The sequence below is a fragment of the Brevundimonas aurantiaca genome (assembly GCF_014199955.1).
GTDB lineage: Bacteria > Pseudomonadota > Alphaproteobacteria > Caulobacterales > Caulobacteraceae > Brevundimonas > Brevundimonas aurantiaca.
Genome location: NZ_JACHOQ010000001.1, coordinates 232,727 through 252,365 on the forward strand (window position 1 = coordinate 232,727; position 19,639 = coordinate 252,365).

At 67.0% G+C, this 19,639-nt stretch carries 20 protein-coding genes; 10 read left to right on the top strand and 10 right to left on the bottom strand.

Annotation, left to right across the window (positions count from 1 at the left end; genetic code table 11):
* Positions 1-66: 66 nt before the first annotated feature.
* The 6 genes from GGQ93_RS01140 to GGQ93_RS01165 form a co-directional block, all read right to left on the bottom strand.
* A complete protein-coding gene (locus tag GGQ93_RS01140) occupies positions 67-1,011 on the bottom strand; it encodes a DUF808 domain-containing protein (RefSeq protein ID WP_183214879.1) in 945 nt (314 codons plus the stop codon).
* Between the two features lie 151 nt (positions 1,012-1,162).
* A complete protein-coding gene (locus GGQ93_RS01145) occupies positions 1,163-1,825 on the bottom strand; it encodes an OmpW/AlkL family protein (RefSeq protein WP_183214880.1) in 663 nt (220 codons plus the stop codon).
* Between the two features lie 123 nt (positions 1,826-1,948).
* Positions 1,949-3,346 (bottom strand): oxygen-independent coproporphyrinogen III oxidase, encoded by a 1,398-nt coding sequence (gene hemN / locus GGQ93_RS01150; protein WP_183214881.1) that lies wholly within the window; start codon positions 3,344-3,346, stop codon positions 1,949-1,951.
* A complete protein-coding gene (cydX, locus tag GGQ93_RS01155) occupies positions 3,333-3,479 on the bottom strand; it encodes a cytochrome bd-I oxidase subunit CydX (protein WP_054766299.1) in 147 nt (48 codons plus the stop codon). The genes hemN and cydX overlap by 14 nt, the downstream gene beginning before the upstream one ends.
* A 19-nt stretch (positions 3,480-3,498) precedes the next feature.
* Complete coding sequence (gene cydB / locus GGQ93_RS01160) at positions 3,499-4,647, bottom strand: cytochrome d ubiquinol oxidase subunit II (protein ID WP_183214882.1); 1,149 nt, start codon at positions 4,645-4,647, stop codon at positions 3,499-3,501.
* 26 nt (positions 4,648-4,673) lie between these two features.
* The gene (locus tag GGQ93_RS01165; RefSeq protein ID WP_183215224.1) at positions 4,674-6,254 is read right to left on the bottom strand and encodes a cytochrome ubiquinol oxidase subunit I; all 1,581 of its coding nucleotides are present in this window, start codon (positions 6,252-6,254) and stop codon (positions 4,674-4,676) included.
* Between the two features lie 198 nt (positions 6,255-6,452).
* Between GGQ93_RS01165 and cydD the strand changes: the two genes are divergently transcribed.
* Together cydD and GGQ93_RS01175 are read left to right on the top strand one after the other, a co-directional pair.
* Positions 6,453-8,069, top strand: a complete 1,617-nt coding sequence (cydD, locus tag GGQ93_RS01170) for a thiol reductant ABC exporter subunit CydD (protein ID WP_183214883.1) — start codon at positions 6,453-6,455, stop codon at positions 8,067-8,069.
* The gene (locus GGQ93_RS01175) at positions 8,069-9,721 is read left to right on the top strand and encodes an amino acid ABC transporter ATP-binding/permease protein (RefSeq protein ID WP_183214884.1); all 1,653 of its coding nucleotides are present in this window, start codon (positions 8,069-8,071) and stop codon (positions 9,719-9,721) included. Before cydD ends, GGQ93_RS01175 begins: the two co-directional genes overlap by 1 nt.
* Positions 9,722-9,746: 25 nt before the next feature.
* Here GGQ93_RS01175 and GGQ93_RS01180 read toward each other — a convergent pair whose 3' ends face one another.
* Positions 9,747-10,484 (bottom strand): helix-turn-helix domain-containing protein, encoded by a 738-nt coding sequence (locus tag GGQ93_RS01180; RefSeq protein ID WP_224760992.1) that lies wholly within the window; start codon positions 10,482-10,484, stop codon positions 9,747-9,749.
* A gap of 91 nt (positions 10,485-10,575) precedes the next feature.
* Between GGQ93_RS01180 and GGQ93_RS01185 the strand changes: the two genes are divergently transcribed.
* Entirely contained in the window at positions 10,576-10,986 is a 411-nt protein-coding gene (locus tag GGQ93_RS01185) for a hypothetical protein (protein ID WP_054766303.1), read from the top strand.
* A 224-nt stretch (positions 10,987-11,210) separates the two neighbouring features.
* Here the strand turns inward: GGQ93_RS01185 and GGQ93_RS01190 are convergent, their stop codons facing one another.
* Both GGQ93_RS01190 and GGQ93_RS01195 read right to left on the bottom strand, forming a co-directional pair.
* On the bottom strand, positions 11,211-11,759 hold the full coding sequence (locus tag GGQ93_RS01190) for a hypothetical protein (protein WP_054766304.1): 549 nt from the start codon (positions 11,757-11,759) through the stop codon (positions 11,211-11,213).
* On the bottom strand, positions 11,752-12,228 hold the full coding sequence (locus GGQ93_RS01195; protein WP_156314206.1) for a hypothetical protein: 477 nt from the start codon (positions 12,226-12,228) through the stop codon (positions 11,752-11,754). The genes GGQ93_RS01190 and GGQ93_RS01195 overlap by 8 nt, the downstream gene beginning before the upstream one ends.
* Positions 12,229-12,394: 166 nt before the next feature.
* On the opposite strand from GGQ93_RS01195, the gene GGQ93_RS01200 reads away from it, so the two are divergent.
* The 5 genes from GGQ93_RS01200 to dmeF all read left to right on the top strand — a co-directional run bounded on the left by GGQ93_RS01200 (position 12,395) and on the right by dmeF (position 16,497).
* Positions 12,395-13,456 carry a hypothetical protein gene (locus GGQ93_RS01200; protein WP_054766306.1) on the top strand — a complete coding sequence of 354 codons (1,062 nt, stop codon included), beginning with the start codon at positions 12,395-12,397 and terminating at the stop codon, positions 13,454-13,456.
* A gap of 77 nt (positions 13,457-13,533) precedes the next feature.
* Positions 13,534-14,898 carry a hypothetical protein gene (locus GGQ93_RS01205; RefSeq protein ID WP_054766307.1) on the top strand — a complete coding sequence of 455 codons (1,365 nt, stop codon included), beginning with the start codon at positions 13,534-13,536 and terminating at the stop codon, positions 14,896-14,898.
* A gap of 163 nt (positions 14,899-15,061) precedes the next feature.
* Positions 15,062-15,247 carry a DUF1289 domain-containing protein gene (locus tag GGQ93_RS01210; protein ID WP_082382803.1) on the top strand — a complete coding sequence of 62 codons (186 nt, stop codon included), beginning with the start codon at positions 15,062-15,064 and terminating at the stop codon, positions 15,245-15,247.
* Positions 15,248-15,283: 36 nt separating this feature from the next.
* Positions 15,284-15,556, top strand: coding sequence for a metal/formaldehyde-sensitive transcriptional repressor (locus tag GGQ93_RS01215; protein ID WP_054766308.1), 273 nt, complete (start codon positions 15,284-15,286; stop codon positions 15,554-15,556).
* Positions 15,553-16,497: a CDF family Co(II)/Ni(II) efflux transporter DmeF gene (gene dmeF, locus GGQ93_RS01220; protein ID WP_183214885.1), complete on the top strand. Its 945-nt coding sequence runs from the start codon at positions 15,553-15,555 to the stop codon at positions 16,495-16,497. The genes GGQ93_RS01215 and dmeF overlap by 4 nt, the downstream gene beginning before the upstream one ends.
* Positions 16,498-16,524: 27 nt before the next feature.
* On the opposite strand, the gene GGQ93_RS01225 is transcribed toward dmeF, so the two are convergent.
* Complete coding sequence (locus GGQ93_RS01225; RefSeq protein ID WP_054766310.1) at positions 16,525-16,860, bottom strand: hypothetical protein; 336 nt, start codon at positions 16,858-16,860, stop codon at positions 16,525-16,527.
* Positions 16,861-17,092: 232 nt separating this feature from the next.
* Between GGQ93_RS01225 and GGQ93_RS01230 the strand changes: the two genes are divergently transcribed.
* Together GGQ93_RS01230 and GGQ93_RS01235 are read left to right on the top strand one after the other, a co-directional pair.
* The gene (locus tag GGQ93_RS01230; protein WP_224760994.1) at positions 17,093-18,376 is read left to right on the top strand and encodes a TolC family protein; all 1,284 of its coding nucleotides are present in this window, start codon (positions 17,093-17,095) and stop codon (positions 18,374-18,376) included.
* Positions 18,373-19,638 carry an efflux RND transporter periplasmic adaptor subunit gene (locus tag GGQ93_RS01235; RefSeq protein ID WP_054766311.1) on the top strand — a complete coding sequence of 422 codons (1,266 nt, stop codon included), beginning with the start codon at positions 18,373-18,375 and terminating at the stop codon, positions 19,636-19,638. Before GGQ93_RS01230 ends, GGQ93_RS01235 begins: the two co-directional genes overlap by 4 nt.
* Position 19,639 lies beyond the last annotated feature (1 nt).

Below are 19,639 nucleotides of genomic sequence, written 5' to 3' on the forward strand. Positions count from 1 at the left end.
GGCTTACTCCGAAACAGTGTGGCTCGGCTTCTTAAAGGCCGCCGATGGCGATGGCGTGACAGCGGATCAGTGGGCCGGTCGGGAGCGCAGCCGTCCCAGCTGATGCACGGCGACGGCGATCACCCCGCCGACCATCACCCCGATAATGGCCGAGCCCAGCGCCGTCACCGCCCAGCTGATCACGCCGTGCAGCGGACCCGTCGCGGCGCCGACCGCATGGGCCAGATGCTCCAGCGGCTCGGCGGGCCAATGCAGCCCCAGCCGGTGCGATCCATGCACCAGAATGCCGCCGCCGACCCACAGCATCGCAGCGGTTCCGATGATCGACAGGGCGCTCATCACCACCGGCATCCCCTTGACCAGGCCGCGACCCAGGGCGCGAACCCCGCCGTTGGGGCGCTCGGCCAGATGCAGGCCGATGTCGTCCATCTTCACGATCAGGCCCACGACCCCATAGACGGCGACCGTCATGGCGACGCCGACCACCGCCAGAATGGCGGCCTGGGTCAGGATCGGCTGGGCCGCCACATCGGCCAGGGCGATGGCCATGATCTCGCCCGACAGGATCAGGTCGGTCCGCACGGCCCCCGCCACCGTCGCCTTCTCCAGCGACGCGGGATCGCCCTCGGCGGCGACCTCTTCGTCAGGACCATGGCCGCCGAAGACCTCCATCAGCTTCTCGGCGCCCTCGAAACACAGATAGGCCCCGCCGCACATCAGGATCGGGGTGATGGCCCAGGGGGCGAAGGCGCTCAGCAACAGCGCCGCAGGCAGGATCAGCAGCAGTTTGTTGCGGAACGACCCCAGGGCGATCTTGCCGATGATCGGCAGTTCGCGGCTGTGCGACAGGCCGGTGACATAGCGCGGCGTCACGGCCGCATCGTCCACCACCACCCCGGCGGCCTTGGTCGAGGCCTTGCCCGCCGCCGCCCCGACATCGTCGATCGAAGCCGCCGCCATCTTGGCGATGCCCGCCACGTCGTCGAGCAAGGCGATCAAACCGGAAGGCATGCGAGAATCCCCAAGTTGCGCCGCAATAGGCGGTCGCTCCCGGCCCTAGGGCGCGCCGCCGGATTTGTCGAGCGCATCCGCACGACGACGAAAGCCCCGCCGGCGAACCGGCGGGACTTCCATTCGAACGCATTTCCGATGTCGGTTTTTTTTAGAACTTACGGCCAACCCCCACAGAAACGACCCACGGGTCCAGATCCACATCGCTCTTCAGAGCGCCGTCGTTGACGTCGGCGTCGATATTGACCCACACCTTCTTGACGTCGACGTTCAGGCTCCACGGTCCCTGGATGCCGATGTCGGCGCCCGCCTGGAGGGCGTAGCCGAAGTTGTCGTCCAGATCGACTTTGAAGCCGTTCTTGTCCTCGCCGCTGTAGAACAGCATGTAGTTGACGCCCGCGCCGACATAGGGGCTGAACCGGCCCTCGGTCAGCGGGCGATACTGAAGGGTGACGACCGGCGGCAGGACCCAGGTCTCATGAACGGCGACGTCGGTCGTTCCGCCCTGGGCGCGGATCTCATGCTTGGTCGTGCCCAGGATCGCCTCGACCGCCAGATGGTCGGTCAGGAAATAGGTGAAGCCCAGGGTCGGCATCACGCTGTCGCCCACATCGACGTGCAGGCCGGAGTCGGCGCCGGCGGCGGTCGTGATGGCGTTGTCGGCCTCGGAAAAGACGTCCGTCACGCGGCCGGTGATGACCCAGTCGCCCTTCTTGGGCGCTTCCCAGACGGCGGTCTGGGCCATGGCCGGCGCGGCGAAGGCGGCGACGGCGACGGCTGAGAGGATCAGGGTTTTCAGTTTCATCTTGCTCATCCCCGACGCCCGCTGCCGCCTCATGCGGCCTGTTCCGAGCGTCTTGAGAGGGATGTGCGCCCCCTGCAAAGGTCCGGCCTTGATCCAGCGCAAACCCATGCAGGGGTTGGACAATCTGTCCAGTCAGACCACCCGGGCGTGCCGCTTCTCAATGTCGATGGCGGCGGGATCAAAGGCGGCGCAGACCGCCCGCACGAACGGACGCCCCAGGTCCGTGACCGTCACCACAGACCCGCCGACTTCGGCCAGCCCGTCCAGTTGGAACGGCAGCAGCCGGGGCCAGGCGGCGTCCACCTCGGCCAGAGCGCGCCCGTGTCGGCGCGCCAGATCCGCCACATCGACGGCGAAGTCGCACATCAGCCGTTCGATGATCTCGCCCACGAAGGCGTCGCGCGGATTCAGGGCCACGCCTCGTGCGACCGGCAGGTCTCCAGCCTCCACAGCAGCGCGCCAGTCTCGCTCCTGGGCGTGGTTCTGAACAAAGCCCAGCGGCGTGCGGCTGATCGACGACGCCCCCAGGCCGATCAGCACCGGCGCCTCGTCGGTCGTATAGCCCTGGAAGTTGCGACGCAGCCGGCCGGCCCGCGCGGCGGCGGCCATGGAATCGTGCGGCAGGGCGAAATGATCCAGGCCGATCGCCTGCCAGCCCTTCTGCACCAGATAGCGCGCCGCCGCCTGGCTCTGGGCGAAGCGCGCCTCGGCTCCGGGCAGATCGGCCTCGTTGATCAGCTTCTGATGCGGCTTCATCCACGGCACATGGGCGTAGCCGAACAGGGCGATCCGTTCCGGCCGCAGGGTCGCGACCTGGGCCACTGTATTGACGACGTTCTCGACCGCCTGAAGCGGCAGGCCGTACATCAGATCCAGATTCAGCGAGGTCACGCCCTGCGCCCTCAGCGCCTCGGCCGCCCAGCGAATGGTCTCGAAGGATTCCGGCCGGTTCACCGCCTCCTGAACCACGGCCGACAGATCCTGCACCCCCAGGCTGGCGCGGCTTAGGCCGATGCGGCCGGCGGCCTCGATCCAGTCCTGGGTCAGGACTTCGGGGTCCAGTTCGGCGGCGATCTCGAAACAGTCGCCCAGGTCGAACCGGGCGGCCAGGCCGGCGAACAGCCGCTCCAGCTCGTCCGGCGGCAGCATATTGGGCGTGCCGCCGCCCAGATGGATCGAGCCGACCCTCAGGCGTCGACCGTTCAGCCCGCCCATCCGGGCCAGGACCAGATCGGCCTCCTTCAGCAGCAGATCGACATAGCTGCTCATGGGGGCGACCCGGTTCATCGCCCGGGTGTTGCAGCCGCAGTACCAGCACAGCCGCTTGCAGAAGGGGATGTGCAGATACAGCGACACTGCGCGGTCGAGGGGCGCGGCCGACAGCCACGCCCCCCATTCGGCGGCCCCGACGGCGGGCGTGAACTGCGCCGCCGTCGGATAGGAGGTGTAGCGCGGCGCGTGGGCGTCGTAGCGGGCGATCAGCTCGCGCGTCGTCCGCACGTCGGCGCCGGCCGGGCTAGAGAGGGACATCGCCTTCTTTCGCCGCATCGACCGACAGGCCTTGGTCGCCTTCGTCGAACAGGTGGAACTCGTGCCACAGGCCGTTCAGCACACCGAAACCGACCGCCAGCCCGACACCCAGGATCCAGGAAAAATACCACATGGCTTGATGCTCCTCGGGTTCAGTACAGGTCGGGGTTGGTCTTGAGTGCGGCGACCGAGGTCCGGCCCCACAGCACCTTGTAGACCCAGCTGGTGTAGGCCAGCACGATGGGCAGGAAGACCAGGGTGCAGATCAGCATGATGAACAGGGTCACGTGGCTGGACGAGGCGTTCCAGACCGTCAGGCTGGACTGCGGGTCGATCGAGCTGGGCAGGATGAAGGGGAACATCGACAGGCCGACGGTCGAGATGATGCCGACGGTCGAGATCGACGACCCGCCGAAGGCCAGGGGCGCGGACCGCAGCCACATGCCCGACAGGCCGACCACCGCCCCGACGAAGCCCAGGGTGGGTGCGATCATCATCCACGGATAGACCTTGTAGTTGTCCAGCCAGGCGCCGGGCGCGGCCTCGACCGTGGTGCGCAGCGGGTTGGAGAAGCCCTGGATGTCCAGGTCGCCCACGATCCGGTAGCCGACGTTGCCGAAGGCCATATACAGGCCGCCCGCAGCGAACAGGACCAGGGCCAGAAGGCCGGCGATCGTGCCGTACAGACGGGCGCGTTCCAGCACCGGTCCCTGTTCGGCCTTGACCGAAAGCCAGGCCGCGCCGTGCAACACCAGCATGGCCACCGACAGCAGGCCGGCGATCAGGCTGAACGGGGTGAACAGGCCCAGCAGATTGCCGTCGTAGAAGGAGCGCAGGTCGCTATCCAGGCGGAAGGGGGCGCCCAAGAGGACGTTGCCGACGGCGACGCCGAACACCAGGGCCGGCACGAAGCCGCCGATGAACAGGCACCAGTCCCAGAAGGACCGCCACTTGGGCGAGGGCCGCTTGGAGCGGTACTTGAACGACACCGGCCGCAGGATCAGGGCCGACAGGACCAGGAACATGGCCAGGTAGAAGCCCGAGAAGCTGACGGCGTAGACGAAGGGCCAGGCGGCGAAGATGGCGCCGCCGCCCAGGATGAACCACACCTGGTTGCCTTCCCAAGTGGCGCCGACGGTGTTGATCACCATCCGGCGCTCCTCGTCCGTCTTGGCGACGAAGGGCAGCAGGGCCCCGACCCCCAGGTCGAAACCGTCGGTCAGGGAGAAGCCGATCAGCAGCACGCCCAAGAGGGCCCACCAGATCAGGCGAAGGGTTGCGAAGTCGATTGGAAGATCCATGGTCGGATGTCCTCAGTCTGTCTGGTTCAGGCCACGGCCGGGGCGGCGACGGGGGTCGCGGGCGCCTCGGGGGCGGGGGCGCTGAAGGTTTCCTGCTCGTGGAAGGGCCCCTTCTTGATGGCGTAGAGGATCAGCCTGACCTCGACGACGGCCAGGGCGCCGTACAGGGCGGTGAAGCCGATGATGGTGCCCCACAGCTGGGGCACGGTCAGGGACGAGGCGCCCAGGAAGGTCGGCAGCACGCCTTCGACCGCCCAGGGCTGACGCCCGAACTCGGCCAGGATCCAGCCGAACTCGATCGCGACCCACGGCAGCGGGATCATCAGCACAGCCAGGCGCAGGAACCAGCGGGTGTCATGCTTGCGCACGGTGCACAGGAAGAAGGCCGTGGCGAAGAACAGGATCATGAACATCCCGATGCCGGCCATGATGCGGAAGCTCCAGAACAGGGCCGGCACGTTCGGCACCGTCTCCCAGGCCGTCTGTCTGATCAGCTCGGGCGAAGCCATGCGCGGATCGGCGACGTGGCGCTTCAGCAGCAGGCCATAGCCCAGGTCGCGGCGATGGGTCTCGAACACGCCGCGGGCGACGGGATCGGCCGGATTGGCCTTGACCTTCTCCAGGGCGTCATAGGCGATGACGCCGGATTCGATGCGGTCCTCAGCGGTGGCGACCAGTTCGAAGATGCCCTCGACCGGCTTGTCGATGGTGCGGGTGGCGATCAGACCCATGATCCACGGCACGTGGACGCCGTAATGGGTCTCGCGATCCTTCATGCTGGGGATGCCGATCAGGGTCAGGCCGGCGGGCGCGGGCTCGGTGTGCCACATGGCCTCCAGCGCGGCCAACTTCATCTTCTGGTTGTCGGTCAGGGCGTAGCCGGACTGGTCGCCCAGGACGACGACGGACAGAGAGGCCGCCAGGCCGAAGGCCGAGGCCACGGTCATCGACCGCTTCGCGAAGCCGACATGCTTGCCGCGCAGCAGATAGAAGGCCGAGACGCCCAGCACGAACACCGAGGCGCAGACATAGCCGGCGCTGACGGTGTGGACGAACTTGGCCTGGGCCACCGGGTTGAAGATCACGGCCATGAAGTCCGTCACCTCCATCCGCATCGAGTCCGGATTGAAGGCGGCGCCGACCGGGTTCTGCATCCAGCCGTTGGCGATCAGGATCCACACGGCCGACAGGTTCGTACCCAGCGCCACCATGAAGGTGACCAGCAGGTGGGCCGACGGCTTCAGCTTGTCCCAGCCGAAGAACATCAGACCGACGAAGGTGGCCTCCAGGAAGAAGGCCATCAAGCCCTCAATGGCCAGAGGCGCCCCGAAGATGTCGCCGACATAGTGGCTGTAATAGCTCCAGTTCATGCCGAACTGAAACTCCATGGTGATACCGGTGGCGACGCCCAGCACGAAGTTGATGCCGAACAGCGTGCCCCAGAAGCGCGTGATCGTCCGCCAGATCGGCCGACGGGTCATCACATAGATGGACTCCATGATGACCAGCATGAACGACAGCCCCAGGGTCAGGGGCACGAACAGGAAATGGTAAAGGGCTGTCAGCGCGAACTGCAGCCTGGATAGGTCGACGACCGCGAGGTCGATCATGGCTCTAGGCTCCTTGTAGCCGGCCCCGACGACCGACGTTCGTCCCGCCCTAGAACCAAGGCGGGGCGGTCGCCTTGATTTCGATCAAAGCCCCCTTGCCCTCGGGATCGTAGTGGACTGATCGTCCTTGGACATTTCGCCCAACGACGGTTTGTCCAATGGCTTTCGGCCCTGTCCCGAGGCTGGAGTGTTCGAATGACCTCTGCGCCGATTTCGGCCTCCTCTCCCGCCGCCCCTCCCGCCGTCTGGCTGAAACGGTCCGCCGCGCCCTGGCGGCGTCTGACCGCCCTGGCGGGTCTTCTGGCGGTGGCGGACGTGGTTCCGGCGGTCGGTTTCGCCGGCGGTCTGGCCATGACGGTGGCCGCCTTCGGCGCCTCGCCCCTGGCCGCCCTGCCCTGGCTGCTGCTGGCGGTCGTCAGCCTGACCGCTCGCGGCCTGATCGGTCAGGCTGCGGTGGTGGTGGGCGCGCGCCTGGGCCGTTCGGTCAAGACCAGCGTGCGCGATCGGCTGCTGGCCGACCTGTTCGGCCGGGGCGCCCGATCCGCAGACTCATTGACCGCCGTGGTCGAGGGCGTGGGCGCGCTGGACGGCTATATGTCCCGCTTCACCCCGCTGAAGATGGCCGCCGGCCTTTCGCCCCTGCTGATCATCGCCGTCGCCGCCGTCGCCAGCCCCTTTTCCGCCGGCATACTCCTGTTCACCCTCCTGCCCTTCGTCTTCGGCATGATCCTGGCCGGAACCGCCGCCGCCGGCGAAAGCCGGCGTCAATTCCAGGCGCTGGAACGGCTGTCGGGCCTGTTCGTCGACCGGGTGCGCGCCCTGCCCGCAGTCCTGGCCTTTGACGCCCGCGCCCGCACCACTGTCGAAATCGCCCGCGCCTCCGACGAACTGGAGCGGCGCACCAATCGGGTCATGCGCATCGCCTTCCTGTCCTCCGGGGTGCTGGAGTTCTTCTCGGCCCTGTCGGTCGCCCTGATCGCCGTCTATTGCGGCTTCAACCTGTTGAAGCTCCTGCCCTTCCCCGCGCCGGAGCAGTTGGACCTGCCGCGCGCCTTCTTCGTGCTGGCTCTGGCGCCCGAGGTCTATCAGCCCCTGCGTCGTCTCGCCGCCGCCTATCATGACCGCCAGGCGGCCGAGGCCGCCGTCCCCGCCCTGATCACGCCCGAGCCCGTCGCGCGCGACCGGCACATCCTGCCGGAAGACGCCCCGGCGATCCGTTTCTCCAGCGTCTCTATCGCTTACGGCGACGCCGCCCCGGTGATTTCCGACTTCGACCTGGAGGTCCGGCCCGGCCAGATCGTCGCCCTGGTCGGCGCCAGCGGTTCGGGCAAGTCCAGCCTGCTGCACCTGTTCCTGGGTCTGTCGCCCCTGACCGCCGGAGAGGTCGAGGTGGGCGGCGCGCGCCTCAGTCAGGCGGGCGACTTCGCCGGTCAGATCGCCTGGGCCAGCCAGAACCCCGTCGTCGTGCCGGGCAGTCTGGGCGACAACATCCGCATCGCCGATCCGTCCGCCTGCCCCGGCCGGATCCTGGTCGCCGCCGGAGAGGCGGGCCTGTTCGGCGATCTGGACCGGCCCATCGACGAACGCGGCGGCGGCCTTTCGGGCGGCGAACGGCGCCGCCTGGGCCTGGCCCGCGCCATTCTGAAGCGCGCCCCCATCCTGCTGCTGGACGAGCCCACGGCCAATCTGGACCCCGCTGCGGAAGACGCCATGCTGGATCTGATCCGCCAGGCGACGCGCGGTCGCACGACCTTGATCGCCACCCATTCCGCCGCCGTCGCGGCCATGGCCGACCGCGTGGTGCGCCTGTGATGAACCGTCCCTCGTCCTCCCGCATCGGCGCCTTGATCGCCGCCCAGCGTCGCGCCCAGCGGCTGCGTCTCCGTATCGCCGCTGCGACCGGCGCGATCGTCGCCGTGGCGGCGACCTGTCTTCTAGGGCTGTCGGGCTGGTTCATCACCAGCGCCGCCCTCGCCGGGGTCGCCGGATCGGCGGCGGTCCAGGCCTTCAACTATATGGTGCCCAGCGCCACCATCCGTCTGCTGGCGATCCTGCGGACCGGCGCTCGCTATATCGAGCGGGTCTCCGGCCATGAGGCGGCGCTGAAGGCCCTGGCGCGGCTGCGTCCGCAACTGTTCGACGCCCTGGCTTCGGCGCCGCCAAGCCGCGCCCTGGCTCTCGCTTCGGGGGAAGCCTCGGCGCGGCTGGTCCAGGATGTGGACGCGGTTCAGACCCTGTTCGTGCGGCTGTCGGCGCCTTGGGCCCTGGGAGCCGGCGCCGCGTCCGCCGCCCTCGTCGCCGGCCTGGCCAGTCCATGGGCGGGCGCGCTCCTGCTGGCCTCAATGGCCCTCTGCGCAGCCGGCGCCCTTCTGATCGCGCGACGTCTGGCCGCCCCCGCCGGGCAGGCGGTTCAGATCGCCGTTGGCCGACTGAAAGACCGGCTGGCCGCCCTGGAGGCCGTATCGCCCGAATTGAAAGCCTATGGGCTGGACCGTTGGGCGGCGACCCAAGCGGCCGAGGCCGCCGCCGATCTGGACCAGGCCCAGGTCGCCCTGACCCAGGCCGGAGGCTGGATGGCCGCCTGGCAGGCGGTCGTCACGGGGGCGGCGGTCGCGGCGGTGGTCCCCGCCACCCTGGGCGCGTCCCTGCCTCTGACCGCCCTGGCCGCCCTGGCGGCGGTGATGGGCGTCGAATCGGTCGCCGGCCTGGTCGGCGCCCTGCAACAGAACGGCGCCGCCGAGGAAGCCGCTCGCCGCCTGGAGGCCCTGCCCTCGGCTCTTCACCCGAATCGGGCGCCGGTTTCGGTCGCCCCGACCCTGGTGCTCCAGGCCGACGGCGCGGCCCTTCATCCGCCGGCGCGCCTGGGCCTGATCGGCCCCTCCGGTGCGGGCAAGACCACGCTGATCGAACGCCTGATCGGCCTGCGGGACGCCCAGCCGGGCGAAGCTCGCCTCGGCGACATCGACGTCGCCGACCTGACCCCCGAGGACCGACGGCCGCTGTTCGCCTATGCCGCCCAGGACGTGCGGCTGATCGACGGCACCGTCCGCGAGAACCTGCTGCTGGCCGGCCCGGCCGACGACGACGCCCTGTGGCGCGCCCTGGACGACGCGGCCCTGGCCGAACGTCTGCGCGCCGATCCGGCGGGTCTGGACGCCCGCATCGGCCCCAACGGCGAACGGCTGTCGGGAGGCGAACGGCGTCGGCTGGGTCTGGCGCGCGCCTATCTGCGGCCCGCCGCCTGGCTGGTGTTGGACGAACCGACCGAGGGGCTGGACCCGGCGACCGAGGCCCAGGTGCTGAAGGCCCTGGATCGACGGCTGAAACAGGCCGGTCAGGGCCTGATCCTGGTCAGCCACCGCTCCGCCCCAACTCAGTTGTGCGACCGGACGATCCGGGTCGAGGGCGTGGGGGAAGACGGCCGGGTCGGCCTGGCGCCCGCCCGCCGGCTCACGCCCGCCTAGAGCATGATCTGAAGCCGATCAGGCTCTAAGCCTCGCCCTCGGCGATGTCGCGCAGCCGCTCGGGCTCTTCGATCCGCAGTTCGCTGAGCGACAGCAGACGGATCACCCCTGTGGTCTTGAACTTGGTCAGGACCCGGCTCACCGTCTCTATGGTCAGGCCCAGATAGTCGGCGATCTCGGATCGGGTCATCGGCAGCCGCACCTGATCCTCGGCCTGCGGCCGCAAGGGATCGCGGCTGGGCAGCTCCAGCAGGAAGGAGGCGATTCGTTCCTGCGCCGTCTTGCGGCCCAGGAGCAGCATCTGGTTCTGGGCGGCGGCCAGTTCGTGGGTCGCCCGATCCAGCAGAGCCTCTTCCAGCCGGGGCCGCTCACGCACCAGAGCGCGGTATTCGCTCTTGCGGAACCGGCACAGGGTCGAATCCTCGATCGCCTCGCCTGAAAAGGCGTAGTCCTCGCCGGTCGCCAGGCCCACGAAGTCGCCGGCGAACAGGAAGCCCGTGATCTGGCGCCGCCCGTCGGGCAACAGCTTGTAGATCCGCACCGATCCCGAGGTGATGTTGAACAGATGGATGGCCGGATCGCCCTCGCGGATCAGGGCCTCGCCCGCCTTCAGCGACACCCTTTCGGCGATGGCGTCCAGGCCGGCCAGGTCCGCCGGATCCAGGCTGCTGCAGACGCTGAAGGCGCGCGCGCCGCAGCCGACGCAGACCGATTCCTGTCGGCGCTGTGCGCAGTCGGTCGGCAGGGCGCGAAGTTCCAGCATGATGGCGCGATTATGCTCTTGTCCGCCTAAGACGCAATTCTTTTGACGCGGATCAAGGCGGTCCTTTCGTCTAAGCCCTAGACGTCCGACAATGAGCGCACTCCAATACCGACGCCTGAGCGGCGACGAGGCCGACCAGGCCTATGTCATCGCGCGCATGGCTGATTCGACCCTGACGATGGACGCCTGGCGCGCCCGCGTCGCGGCGGCGCCTGCGGCCGGCGGAGTGATGGCGGCCGTGGCGGGAGGGGTCGTGCGCGCGGTCCTGGCCTATACGATCGCCACCACGACGGAGGGCGAGCGTCAATTCATCGTCGACGCCCTGGTCGCCTTCGATCTCTTGAGGCCCGAGCGGCTCGTCCAGGGCCTGATCGACGCCGCATGCGACCTGGCCCGGCAGAACTGCAAGGCCATAGGCCTGTCGGCGGGCCTGGACGCGCCAGGACGCGACGCCGTGATACGCCATATCGCCGAAGGCGCCGTGCTGCATCGGGTCATCTGATCCAGCGGCGCGGACGGGGCTGCTGGTGCGGGCGGCCGGGATCGAACCGGCAAGGGCTTTCGCCCGGCAGATTTTAAGTCACACACGCCAGCATCAAACCACTGATACTTCGTGAGAATCTACCACAAGCCAGCCGACTGTGTAAGCATTTGTGTAAGGTCGCAGCCTCCGCAGGAAGGCTTGGCATCGCACTGTACGTCAGGACCCAAGACTTCGTGGTTAGGCTACGGACCGGAAAGACGCGCGCGCAGATCAAGCTCGGGTTCCTGAGAGCCGACCCGGAACCGATACTCCACCTGTCGCCCCATCAAGGCGTCGAGAACATTGACGGAGAGGCTCGCTGCCATCTCGAAACGCACGGGCTTATCAAGGACGCGCGGGAGAACTTCGGCGAACTCCTGCACATGGCTGATGTAGCTGTTGCGATGGTTGACCTTGAGATCGTTGATCGCCGCCCGGTACGCCTTGACGTGGGCCTTCAGTTCTTCTGCCTTCCTGGCCGCTAGTCCCTCGCGATTCATGGCAGCGAGAGCATTCGGGAACGACCGTGACCCGGAACCGTCGTCGTCCAGCGCTGTAAGTCGCGCGATGATATCCCTCGTCCCGCTTTCCAACAGGGCGAGCTCAAGCACGAGGTCTTCCCGAGACATCTTTCCCAGGTTCGGGAGGCGTTGCTTCTCGCGATGCGCCAGGATCGTGAGCAACAGGTAGAGGACATCCTGTTTGAGGCCGTCCAGTAGATCCTCGGAGGGCGTGTAGACCTTCTTAGCCATTGAGTGTGAGCTCGGTCAGCGTCTTCCCCTCCCCCTCAAGCCTCAGCACCCAGTTGCCGTAGATTCGGAGCATGCCCGCTGGTCCGTCCGTCTTTGCCTCGCCTGTCTCCATCGACAGGTACAGGCGTGGGAAGGGATCGGCTTGCTCGATGACGAGGAACGGCTTGTTCTCGCCGTCGAAGACGAGCGCGCCATGCGTCAGCGCTTCGCGACGCTCCGTCTTCGCGGTTCTGCCGATCACGAGCTCGGCGTCGACGGCGTAGCACTCGCCGGGGAGGTGCTGATTCTGCAGATAGCCAGGGGAAGCCGCCTGGCCCTTCACCTGACCCAGAAGGATGGCCGTCACCAGGTCACCCGCCTTCACCGTGATCCCATAGAGCGGCGGAACTGTATCACCGACCTGGAACGCTGACCCGGGCTTCAGGCCGGAGATATCTACGGGGGCAGGAAACCCGACAACCTTCACCATGATCTCACGCTCCATCGATTGGGGATGTTGAGTCGGGAAGTCCCCTCGCCCCATGCCAGTGCCACGCGGCGCCATCTCAAGTTTTGTTGCGCACAGCCAGGCTTCAATCAGGCATTGCGTCAATATGCGCCTGTCGATCAGATCAGCTCCGAGTCGGGAGGCATGCATGATCAAGTGGGGAGACAGTCGGAGGGATCATGATCCTATCCTCGCGATATGGCCGAGCTATCGCCCGTTGCATGAGCGCTGGTTCATGGTGGAGCTGGTCGAGACCGAGGACGGCGGCGTTCGCTGGCGAGACCGACGAATCCCGTCCGAGGAGGGATGGGTCAGAATGGACGTCCATCCGGATCGGGAGGCCGCAGTATCCGCAGCCGAGGCTTTGAATCCCTCGCTGGCGGCGGCGCTCGCGGCGAGGCAGATGGACGCAACAGAGAAGACCTCTCTCACCCTGAAGGTCCGCAAGGCGCTTCAGTCGCGGCAACGTCTGGCGGATGAGGAAGCCCTGATGCTTTCCGAGGCGATCCGACGCCACGCCGACACGCCCCGGATCCCGATCGATCAAATCAAGCTGCACACTGAGGCCGAGCCCTATCGGGAAGCGTTGGCGCAAGAGCTACAAACCTACCCCTATCTCTGGATGGCTCTTCTCGATGGCCGCGGACGGCAGGTCGTTCTGTATCGCAACGCTGACGACGTCTGGAGCAAACCCTATCCCGCCGGCGAGAAATCGGCGGAGAAAGCCATGCGCGCCCGGATCGCCAACGGCTTCAAGTTTCACCACGATCAGCACTGGGGTCAGGTGAAGGCCAAAATCCGTGCCGAACTGCTGCCGCGGGCCAATCAGCTTCTTCAGCTCGCCAGCGTTCAACGCCTCCTCGCCGAGGCTCTGGCCCGTGGCGAGCATGTTCTGGTCAGCAATGGGATCGTGTTCTGGTACGAGCCGGACGGTCAACTCGGCTGGACGGTCAAGGCGACCACCAGCGACAAGGGTGAGGATGGGTCGACGCTATGGCGCGAGGGCACGATCCTCTCGACCAACCACGGTAGGCTCGTTGTCCTTCCCTATGTCAAGGAAAGCGGCGAGCAGGTTCGCGGCCACACAAAGAACGGTCCTGGGGATGGCCGGGCCAAGCCCAGACACCCCGACCATTTTGTCGAGATTCCTTTCCGCGAGCTGAAGGGAGATCTCATGATAGGCCTCTTCGGAGAGCTCCCCTACGAGTAGACCCTCACGGTTGGATGGACGGGCCACGTCGCCTGCCCGACCTTCGCCCCCCCCCACTCATTTCCTCGGTACGCCCTGTGGACTCCAGCTTCGTAGATCTCGACATCCTGCTGACCAAGGTGCGCAACGCCCAGTCACGCATCTACTTCCTCGACGCGGTGAAGGCCTACAAAGCTGGCGCCCTTCGCGCATCGCTGACGGCGGCATGGGTCGCGCTCGCCTATGATCTGATCGCAAAGTACCGGGAGCTAGGCGCGATGGGCGATGCCGCCGCGACGACCTTCCTTCAATCCTGGGATAATGCGACCGCGATCAGTGACATTCGCCAGCTCCTCCAGCTGGAGGGCCGGATCATCGAGGACGCCGCGGACAACACCCAGGCTATCAGCCAGATCGCCCGGCGACAGCTGGAGAGACTGCGCGAGGACCGCCATCTGTGCGCCCATCCTGCCTTCTCGGCCGAAGCCCTGCTGTTCGAGCCCACGCCAGAACTGGTGCGAATGCATCTGGTCAACGCCGTCGATCTCGTGCTGGCCCAGGAACCTCTTCAGGGCCGAGCGATCTTCGAGGTCTTCGATGTCGATGTTCAGTCGCCCGGATTCCCGAGCGATCACGCCAGGATTCTCGACTACGTCGAGCAGCGCTACCTCGCCCGCGTCCGGTCCCAGAACATCCGCAACTTCGGCACTGTTCTCGCCAAGTCGTTGCTCAAAGGCATTCCCCCTCATCTCGACGGGGTGCGCGGCAAAATCGTTTCGGCCCTCGTGGCGGTCCGCGAGCGGACCCCTGCGGCGTGGCCCGAACTCGCACCTTCCATTGTGCAGCTCCTCGACAATCTGGCGCCCCTTGATCGGCCGCGGGCCATCGCCTTCATCGCCGCCTTCCCGAACTTCTGGCCGCTGATCCAGGAGGCGACGCAGACCGCCCTGCAGGAGACCGTCAACAACCTCGACCCCGCAAATGTCGCCGATGTCCGGATCATGATGGGGATCACATTCGAGCGGTTCCGGGCGCCCCTCCTTGCCGCGATACCGCGACTGGACCGCGAGACCTTCGCCCGCACGATCGCTGCCACTCCGCTTGCTGACCTGTGGCCGGCCGCTGTCGCGCGCTATGCGGGCTCGGGCAGCTTCAGGGGCTCGGAAGCCAACTTCAGTGACTTCATCGCTCCCTACACCGGTTCTCTGACGCAGGCCGAGCTCGATCAGGTGCTCGACGCCATAGTCGGCAACGGTCAGAATTATGCCGCCGCGGCGACAAGCGGGTTGCTACTCAGTCTTCTTCGAAACGCCGGGCGCCAACCGTCGATCGACGCCCGAAACCGTTTCGTTCACGGGCTGAACGAGGTCCGCCACCTGAACCACTTCGAGGGCGTTCTCGCGGCCTTCGGAGACGACGGATGGGTTCAGCCCGTCCTGGCGGTCGCGGGCGACGAGGATTGATGCGGCTCGAAACCCAGCCTTTCCCCCTCTGAAGGCACGACGCCGCCAGCGATGGCGGCACAGCGACATCACTCACGCAAACCTTGATGTTATACTGGTAGGGAGTATATCAGCCCAACCGGTTCGTGACGGCTTGCGCCACGGCTCGGTGACGGGCCGATCGGTGAAGACACCCTGCATAGACATCTGCATCTTCGATTCCGCGACCGGCTGGTGCGTGGGGTGCGGCCGAACGCGTCCGGAAGTGGCTCAATGGTGCAAGCTGTCGCCCTTCCGCCGCAAGGCCATCGAGCGGGAGCTCCCCCGGCGAATGACCGCCTTGGGTGCGAAGGCCGGGGCGAGTGACTAATGAGACCCAACACGTCGTCTCGAGAAGGATTCCACCATGGCCCATATCGCCGCTGACAAGCCCAAACTTATGGCCAGGGTCCGCCGCATCAATGGGCAGGTCAGCGCTCTCGAGCGCGCCATCAATGATGATGTCGATTGCATCGCCGTCCTCCAGCAGGCCGCCGCCGTGCGCGGCGCTCTTGGCGGCCTGGTCGAAGCGCTGATCCTTCAGCATCTCGAGCACCATGTCGCTGCGCCTCATCTTGATGAAGCCGCGCGTCGCAAGGGCGCCGACGAGCTCATATCCATTATCGGACGCTATAAATGACCATCCAGCCTGCCGCTTCACCGGCCCATGATCATGTCTTTCTGGCCGCCAATCATGACGAGAACGCCCGCCGCACATTGATCGTGGTCGTCCTGACCGCAGTGATGATGGTCGGAGAGATCGTCGCCGGCGTGCTGACGGGATCAATGGCCTTGCTGGCGGACGGCATACATATGCTCACCCACGCCGGAGCCCTTGGGGTCGCGGCCGCAGCCTACAGCTACGCACGCCGTCACGCGAACGACCCCCGATACAGCTTCGGCACCGGCAAGGTCGGCGATCTGGCAGGGTTTGCATCCGCGCTCGTTCTGGGCCTTTTCGCCATTGGCATCGGCGTGGAATCCATCCGACGTCTGTTCGAGCCGACTACGGTCTTGTTCGGCGAAGCGGCGATTGTCGCCGTCATCGGCCTTGTCGTGAATGTCGTGAGCGCTCTTCTGCTCTCGGGAGGGCATCACCACAGCCACCAGCATGATCATCACGATCATGGCCACCACGACCACGGGCACGGCGGCGACAACAATCTGCGTTCCGCGTATCTCCATGTCCTAGCCGATGCCCTGACATCGGTCCTTGCGATCGTCGCGCTCCTGTCAGGTCACTATCTCGGATGGACATGGCTGGACCCGATCATGGGCCTGGTCGGCGCAGCGGTAATCGCGAAATGGTCATGGGGTCTCCTGCGCGATACGGCTGCCGTCCTGCTGGACCGAACCGACACCCACGTCGCCGATGAAACCCGCGAGGCGATCGAGACGCCAGGCGATGCCCGTATCCGCGATCTGCACATCTGGCGGGTTGGGCCGGACGCTCACGCCGCCATCATCAGTGTCGCGACCTCCAGCGCGACCTTGGAGGCGCTTCGAGCGCGGCTGGTCCCGGTGCACGAGCTCAAGCATATCACTATCGAAATCGAACCCTCCGAGCCTCTCCCCGCCTGAACTGCGACACTTTTGATGTTGCTTGAATCAGGGGTGTCGAGATAGTCCGGGGGAGTACGGGGTACTCTCTTGTCGCGACTTGTCCGCCAGATCTGCATCGGCTTGGCCGTGACCCTTATGGTCACGCTGCAAGGCTTTGCGGTACGTGACGGTCAACATCGAATAGAACATGCTCTCCAGTTCCCCGGCGTCGCTTTCAGCGATTCCGCGGCTGACCATGATCATCACGACGACGGGCACGATCACGCCCACGAGGTCGACGCTGAAGCCTCTGCCGCCGCAGACACGGCGATCGACACCGCCGACCAAAGCGAAATGCCGGTGCTGCCGCACCATCACCATGGCGGCGGCGGTGACGTGCACATCGCGCTCGCAGGCCTGCCTCAGCCGAACTCCCCCTCCAGCGGACTTGCGCCCGCGCTCAACCCGGCCCGGACTCCGCCTTTGGCGGGAACGCGTCCGGAAAGCCCGCTCGACCCTCCTAAACAGAACGCCTGATCGCCTGAAAAGCTGATCCTGCGCGGCCTCCGGGCCGTGCGCGTCCTGTTGGAGAAATTCCTTGAAACTACCTGCATCCGGCGCTGCCGGATGGCGGGTGCGCGCCGCAGCCGTGTCTGCGCTCGCGCTCGCCCTTGGGGCGTCGCTCGCCCCTGCCCCGGTGTTCGCCCAAGCGGCGCCGGTCCCCGCCGACGTGAACGGCTACCCGCAACTCAGCTTGCGCGAAGCCCTCAGTCTTTCCGCCGCGTCAGACCCGGCGCTCGCCGGTGTCGAAGCTCGTCGTCGCGCCGCTGAAGCCGGCGTGCGGCAGGCCGATGTCCGACCCAATCCGAACGTCGGACTGATGGTCGAGAACCTGCCGACGCTCGGCGGCGGCGATATTCTCGGGCGAACCGAGACCACGCTGACGTACGAGCAACGTCTGGAACGGGGCGGCGATCGTCCGGCCCGCACGGCGCTCGCCCGGGCCGAGGGAGATCTGCTTCTCGCCGACGCCAGGGCCGCGCAGCTCGACCGGCTCGAGCTGGTCCAGACGGCGTGGGCCGAAGCGCTCGCTTCGGAGGCCTTGCTCGAAATCGCCAGGGAGCGGCTCAATCTGGCCGAGGCCTTCCAGAGTGAAGTCTCCCGACGGGTCAACGCCGCACGAGATCCCCTGTTCGCAGGGGCCCGGGCGGAGGCCGAGCTCGCCCAGGCGCAGATCGACTTCGACCAGGCCGAGGTCGGCGCGCGTATGGCGCGGGTCAACCTCGCCAAATTCTGGTTCGGCAGATCAGAGTTCACCCTCGGGGCTGATGCCTTCGAGGACACGAGCGCCTCTCGCCGGGAAGCCGGTCCGGTGGCGCAGATCGATCTCGCGGCTTTCGATGCCCGCCGTCTGATCGCCGACGCCCAGGTGCGGGTCGAACAGGCGCGCGCCGTGCCCGACCCGACGGTGAGCCTCGGCGTCCGCCACATCTGGGACAACGAAGTTGCCCTGGTGTTCGGCGGATCGATGCCGCTTCAACGCTACGACCGCAATGAAGGCGCAATCGCCCGCGCCCAGGCCGAGGGCGTAGCCGCCCAGGCCGATCGCCGCGCTTTCGAGATCGAGCGCGAGCGCGAAATCCTCAGGCTTCAGGTGCAGCTGGCCGCCAAGGCCAGCGAAGCGCGCCGCATCGCCGAGGAGACCCTGCCTCAGGCGGAGCGTGCCGTCACCCTTGTCCGCGAGGGCTTCGGGCGCGGCGGCTTCACCTACAACGACGTGATGTCCGCGCAGACAGCCTTGCTGCAGGCCCGGGCGAGGCGCGTGTCCATCCTGCAAGCCTTCCACACCGACCGCGCCAGACTGGACCGTCTGACAGGCGCGCATGCCGACCTGCTCGGCCTGGAGACCCAACCATGACCCGTACACATGCACTGCGCCTCGCCTCCGGCGCGGCGTTGACCAGCCTTGCTCTGGTGCTCGCCGCCTGCGGCGGCGGCGGTGAGCGCGCCGAGAAGGCCGAGGGCGCCGAAGCGGCGGCCGCCGGGGACTACGAGCGTGGCCCGAACAATGGCCGCCTCCTCCGCGACGGCGACTTCTCGCTGGAAGTCACCATCTACGAAGAAGGCCCTGAGCCCCTCTTCCGGATCTATCCGTATCTGAACGACAAGCCGCTCGATCCCCGGCAGGTTCAGCTCACCATGGCGCTGACGCGTCTGGGGCCACAGGTTGATCGGTTCACCTTCACCCCCGAGGGCGCCTACCTCGCCAGCCCCGGCGTCGTCACCGAGCCCCACTCGTTCGACGTCGCGGTGAACGCGGTGCGGGGCGGAAAGACCTCGAGGTGGACCTACCAGTCCTACGAGGGCCGTACGCAGATCACGGCGGAGGCCGCACGGGCGGGCGGGGTCACGACCGAACAGGTCGGGCCGGCCACGCTGGCGGAAGCCCTGCCCCTTACCGGCCGGGTGGAGCTGGCTCCGGAAGCCCAAGCCGAGGTCCACGCCCGCTACCCCGGCCGTGTGGTCTCGCTGAACGTCCAGCTCGGTCAACGGGTGTCCCGCGGCCAGGTCGTCGCCCGGGTGGAGTCGAGCGAAAGCCTGCAGACCTATTCGGTCACCGCCCCGATCTCGGGCGTCATCACCGCCAAGAACATCAATCCGGGCGCCATCACGGGCAACGGGACGCCCATGCTGATGATCGGCGATCCGACCCGTCTGCATGCGGAGTTCTTCCTCTATCCGCGTGACGCCGAACGGGTGCGGGTCGGCCAGCGCGTCCAGGTGCGCAGGACCGCCGGCGAGAACACCACCACCGGCACCATCGAGGCGATCCTCCCGGCTGATGACGTGCTCAGTCAGACGCTCGTCGCCCACGTCGCCCTGCCGGCCCAAGGCGGCGTCTGGCGCCCGGGCCTGGGCGTCGACGGGACGGTCCAGGTCGGAACCGGGGAAGTGCCGCTCGCGGTCCGCACCCGTGCGCTTCAGCCCTTCCGGGACTTCACCGTCGTCTACGCCAAGGTGGGTAACACCTATGAGGTCCGCATGCTCGAGCTTGGGCGTCGGACGGACGAGTGGACCGAAGTCCTGGGCGGTATCGATCCAAACACGACCTATGTCGTGGACGGCGCCTTCCTCATTCGCGCGGACATCGACAAGTCCGGCGCGAGCCACGACCACTAGT

What these genes read in the sequence shown, in the direction of transcription:
- GGQ93_RS01140 (WP_183214879.1), bottom strand. Translation starts at nt 1,011, where the DNA reads ATGCCTTCCGGTTTGATCGCCTTGCTCGACGACGTGGCGGGCATCGCC.
- GGQ93_RS01215 (WP_054766308.1), top strand. Translation starts at nt 15,284, where the DNA reads ATGGCCCATATCGCCGCTGACAAGCCCAAACTTATGGCCAGGGTCCGC.
- GGQ93_RS01145 (WP_183214880.1), bottom strand. Translation starts at nt 1,825, where the DNA reads ATGAGCAAGATGAAACTGAAAACCCTGATCCTCTCAGCCGTCGCCGTC.
- hemN (WP_183214881.1), bottom strand. Translation starts at nt 3,346, where the DNA reads ATGTCCCTCTCTAGCCCGGCCGGCGCCGACGTGCGGACGACGCGCGAG.
- GGQ93_RS01195 (WP_156314206.1), bottom strand. Translation starts at nt 12,228, where the DNA reads ATGGTGAAGGTTGTCGGGTTTCCTGCCCCCGTAGATATCTCCGGCCTG.
- dmeF (WP_183214885.1), top strand. Translation starts at nt 15,553, where the DNA reads ATGACCATCCAGCCTGCCGCTTCACCGGCCCATGATCATGTCTTTCTG.
- GGQ93_RS01185 (WP_054766303.1), top strand. Translation starts at nt 10,576, where the DNA reads ATGAGCGCACTCCAATACCGACGCCTGAGCGGCGACGAGGCCGACCAG.
- GGQ93_RS01200 (WP_054766306.1), top strand. Translation starts at nt 12,395, where the DNA reads ATGATCAAGTGGGGAGACAGTCGGAGGGATCATGATCCTATCCTCGCG.
- cydB (WP_183214882.1), bottom strand. Translation starts at nt 4,647, where the DNA reads ATGGATCTTCCAATCGACTTCGCAACCCTTCGCCTGATCTGGTGGGCC.
- GGQ93_RS01180 (WP_224760992.1), bottom strand. Translation starts at nt 10,484, where the DNA reads ATGCTGGAACTTCGCGCCCTGCCGACCGACTGCGCACAGCGCCGACAG.
- cydX (WP_054766299.1), bottom strand. Translation starts at nt 3,479, where the DNA reads ATGTGGTATTTTTCCTGGATCCTGGGTGTCGGGCTGGCGGTCGGTTTC.
- GGQ93_RS01235 (WP_054766311.1), top strand. Translation starts at nt 18,373, where the DNA reads ATGACCCGTACACATGCACTGCGCCTCGCCTCCGGCGCGGCGTTGACC.
- GGQ93_RS01175 (WP_183214884.1), top strand. Translation starts at nt 8,069, where the DNA reads ATGAACCGTCCCTCGTCCTCCCGCATCGGCGCCTTGATCGCCGCCCAG.
- GGQ93_RS01190 (WP_054766304.1), bottom strand. Translation starts at nt 11,759, where the DNA reads ATGGCTAAGAAGGTCTACACGCCCTCCGAGGATCTACTGGACGGCCTC.
- cydD (WP_183214883.1), top strand. Translation starts at nt 6,453, where the DNA reads ATGACCTCTGCGCCGATTTCGGCCTCCTCTCCCGCCGCCCCTCCCGCC.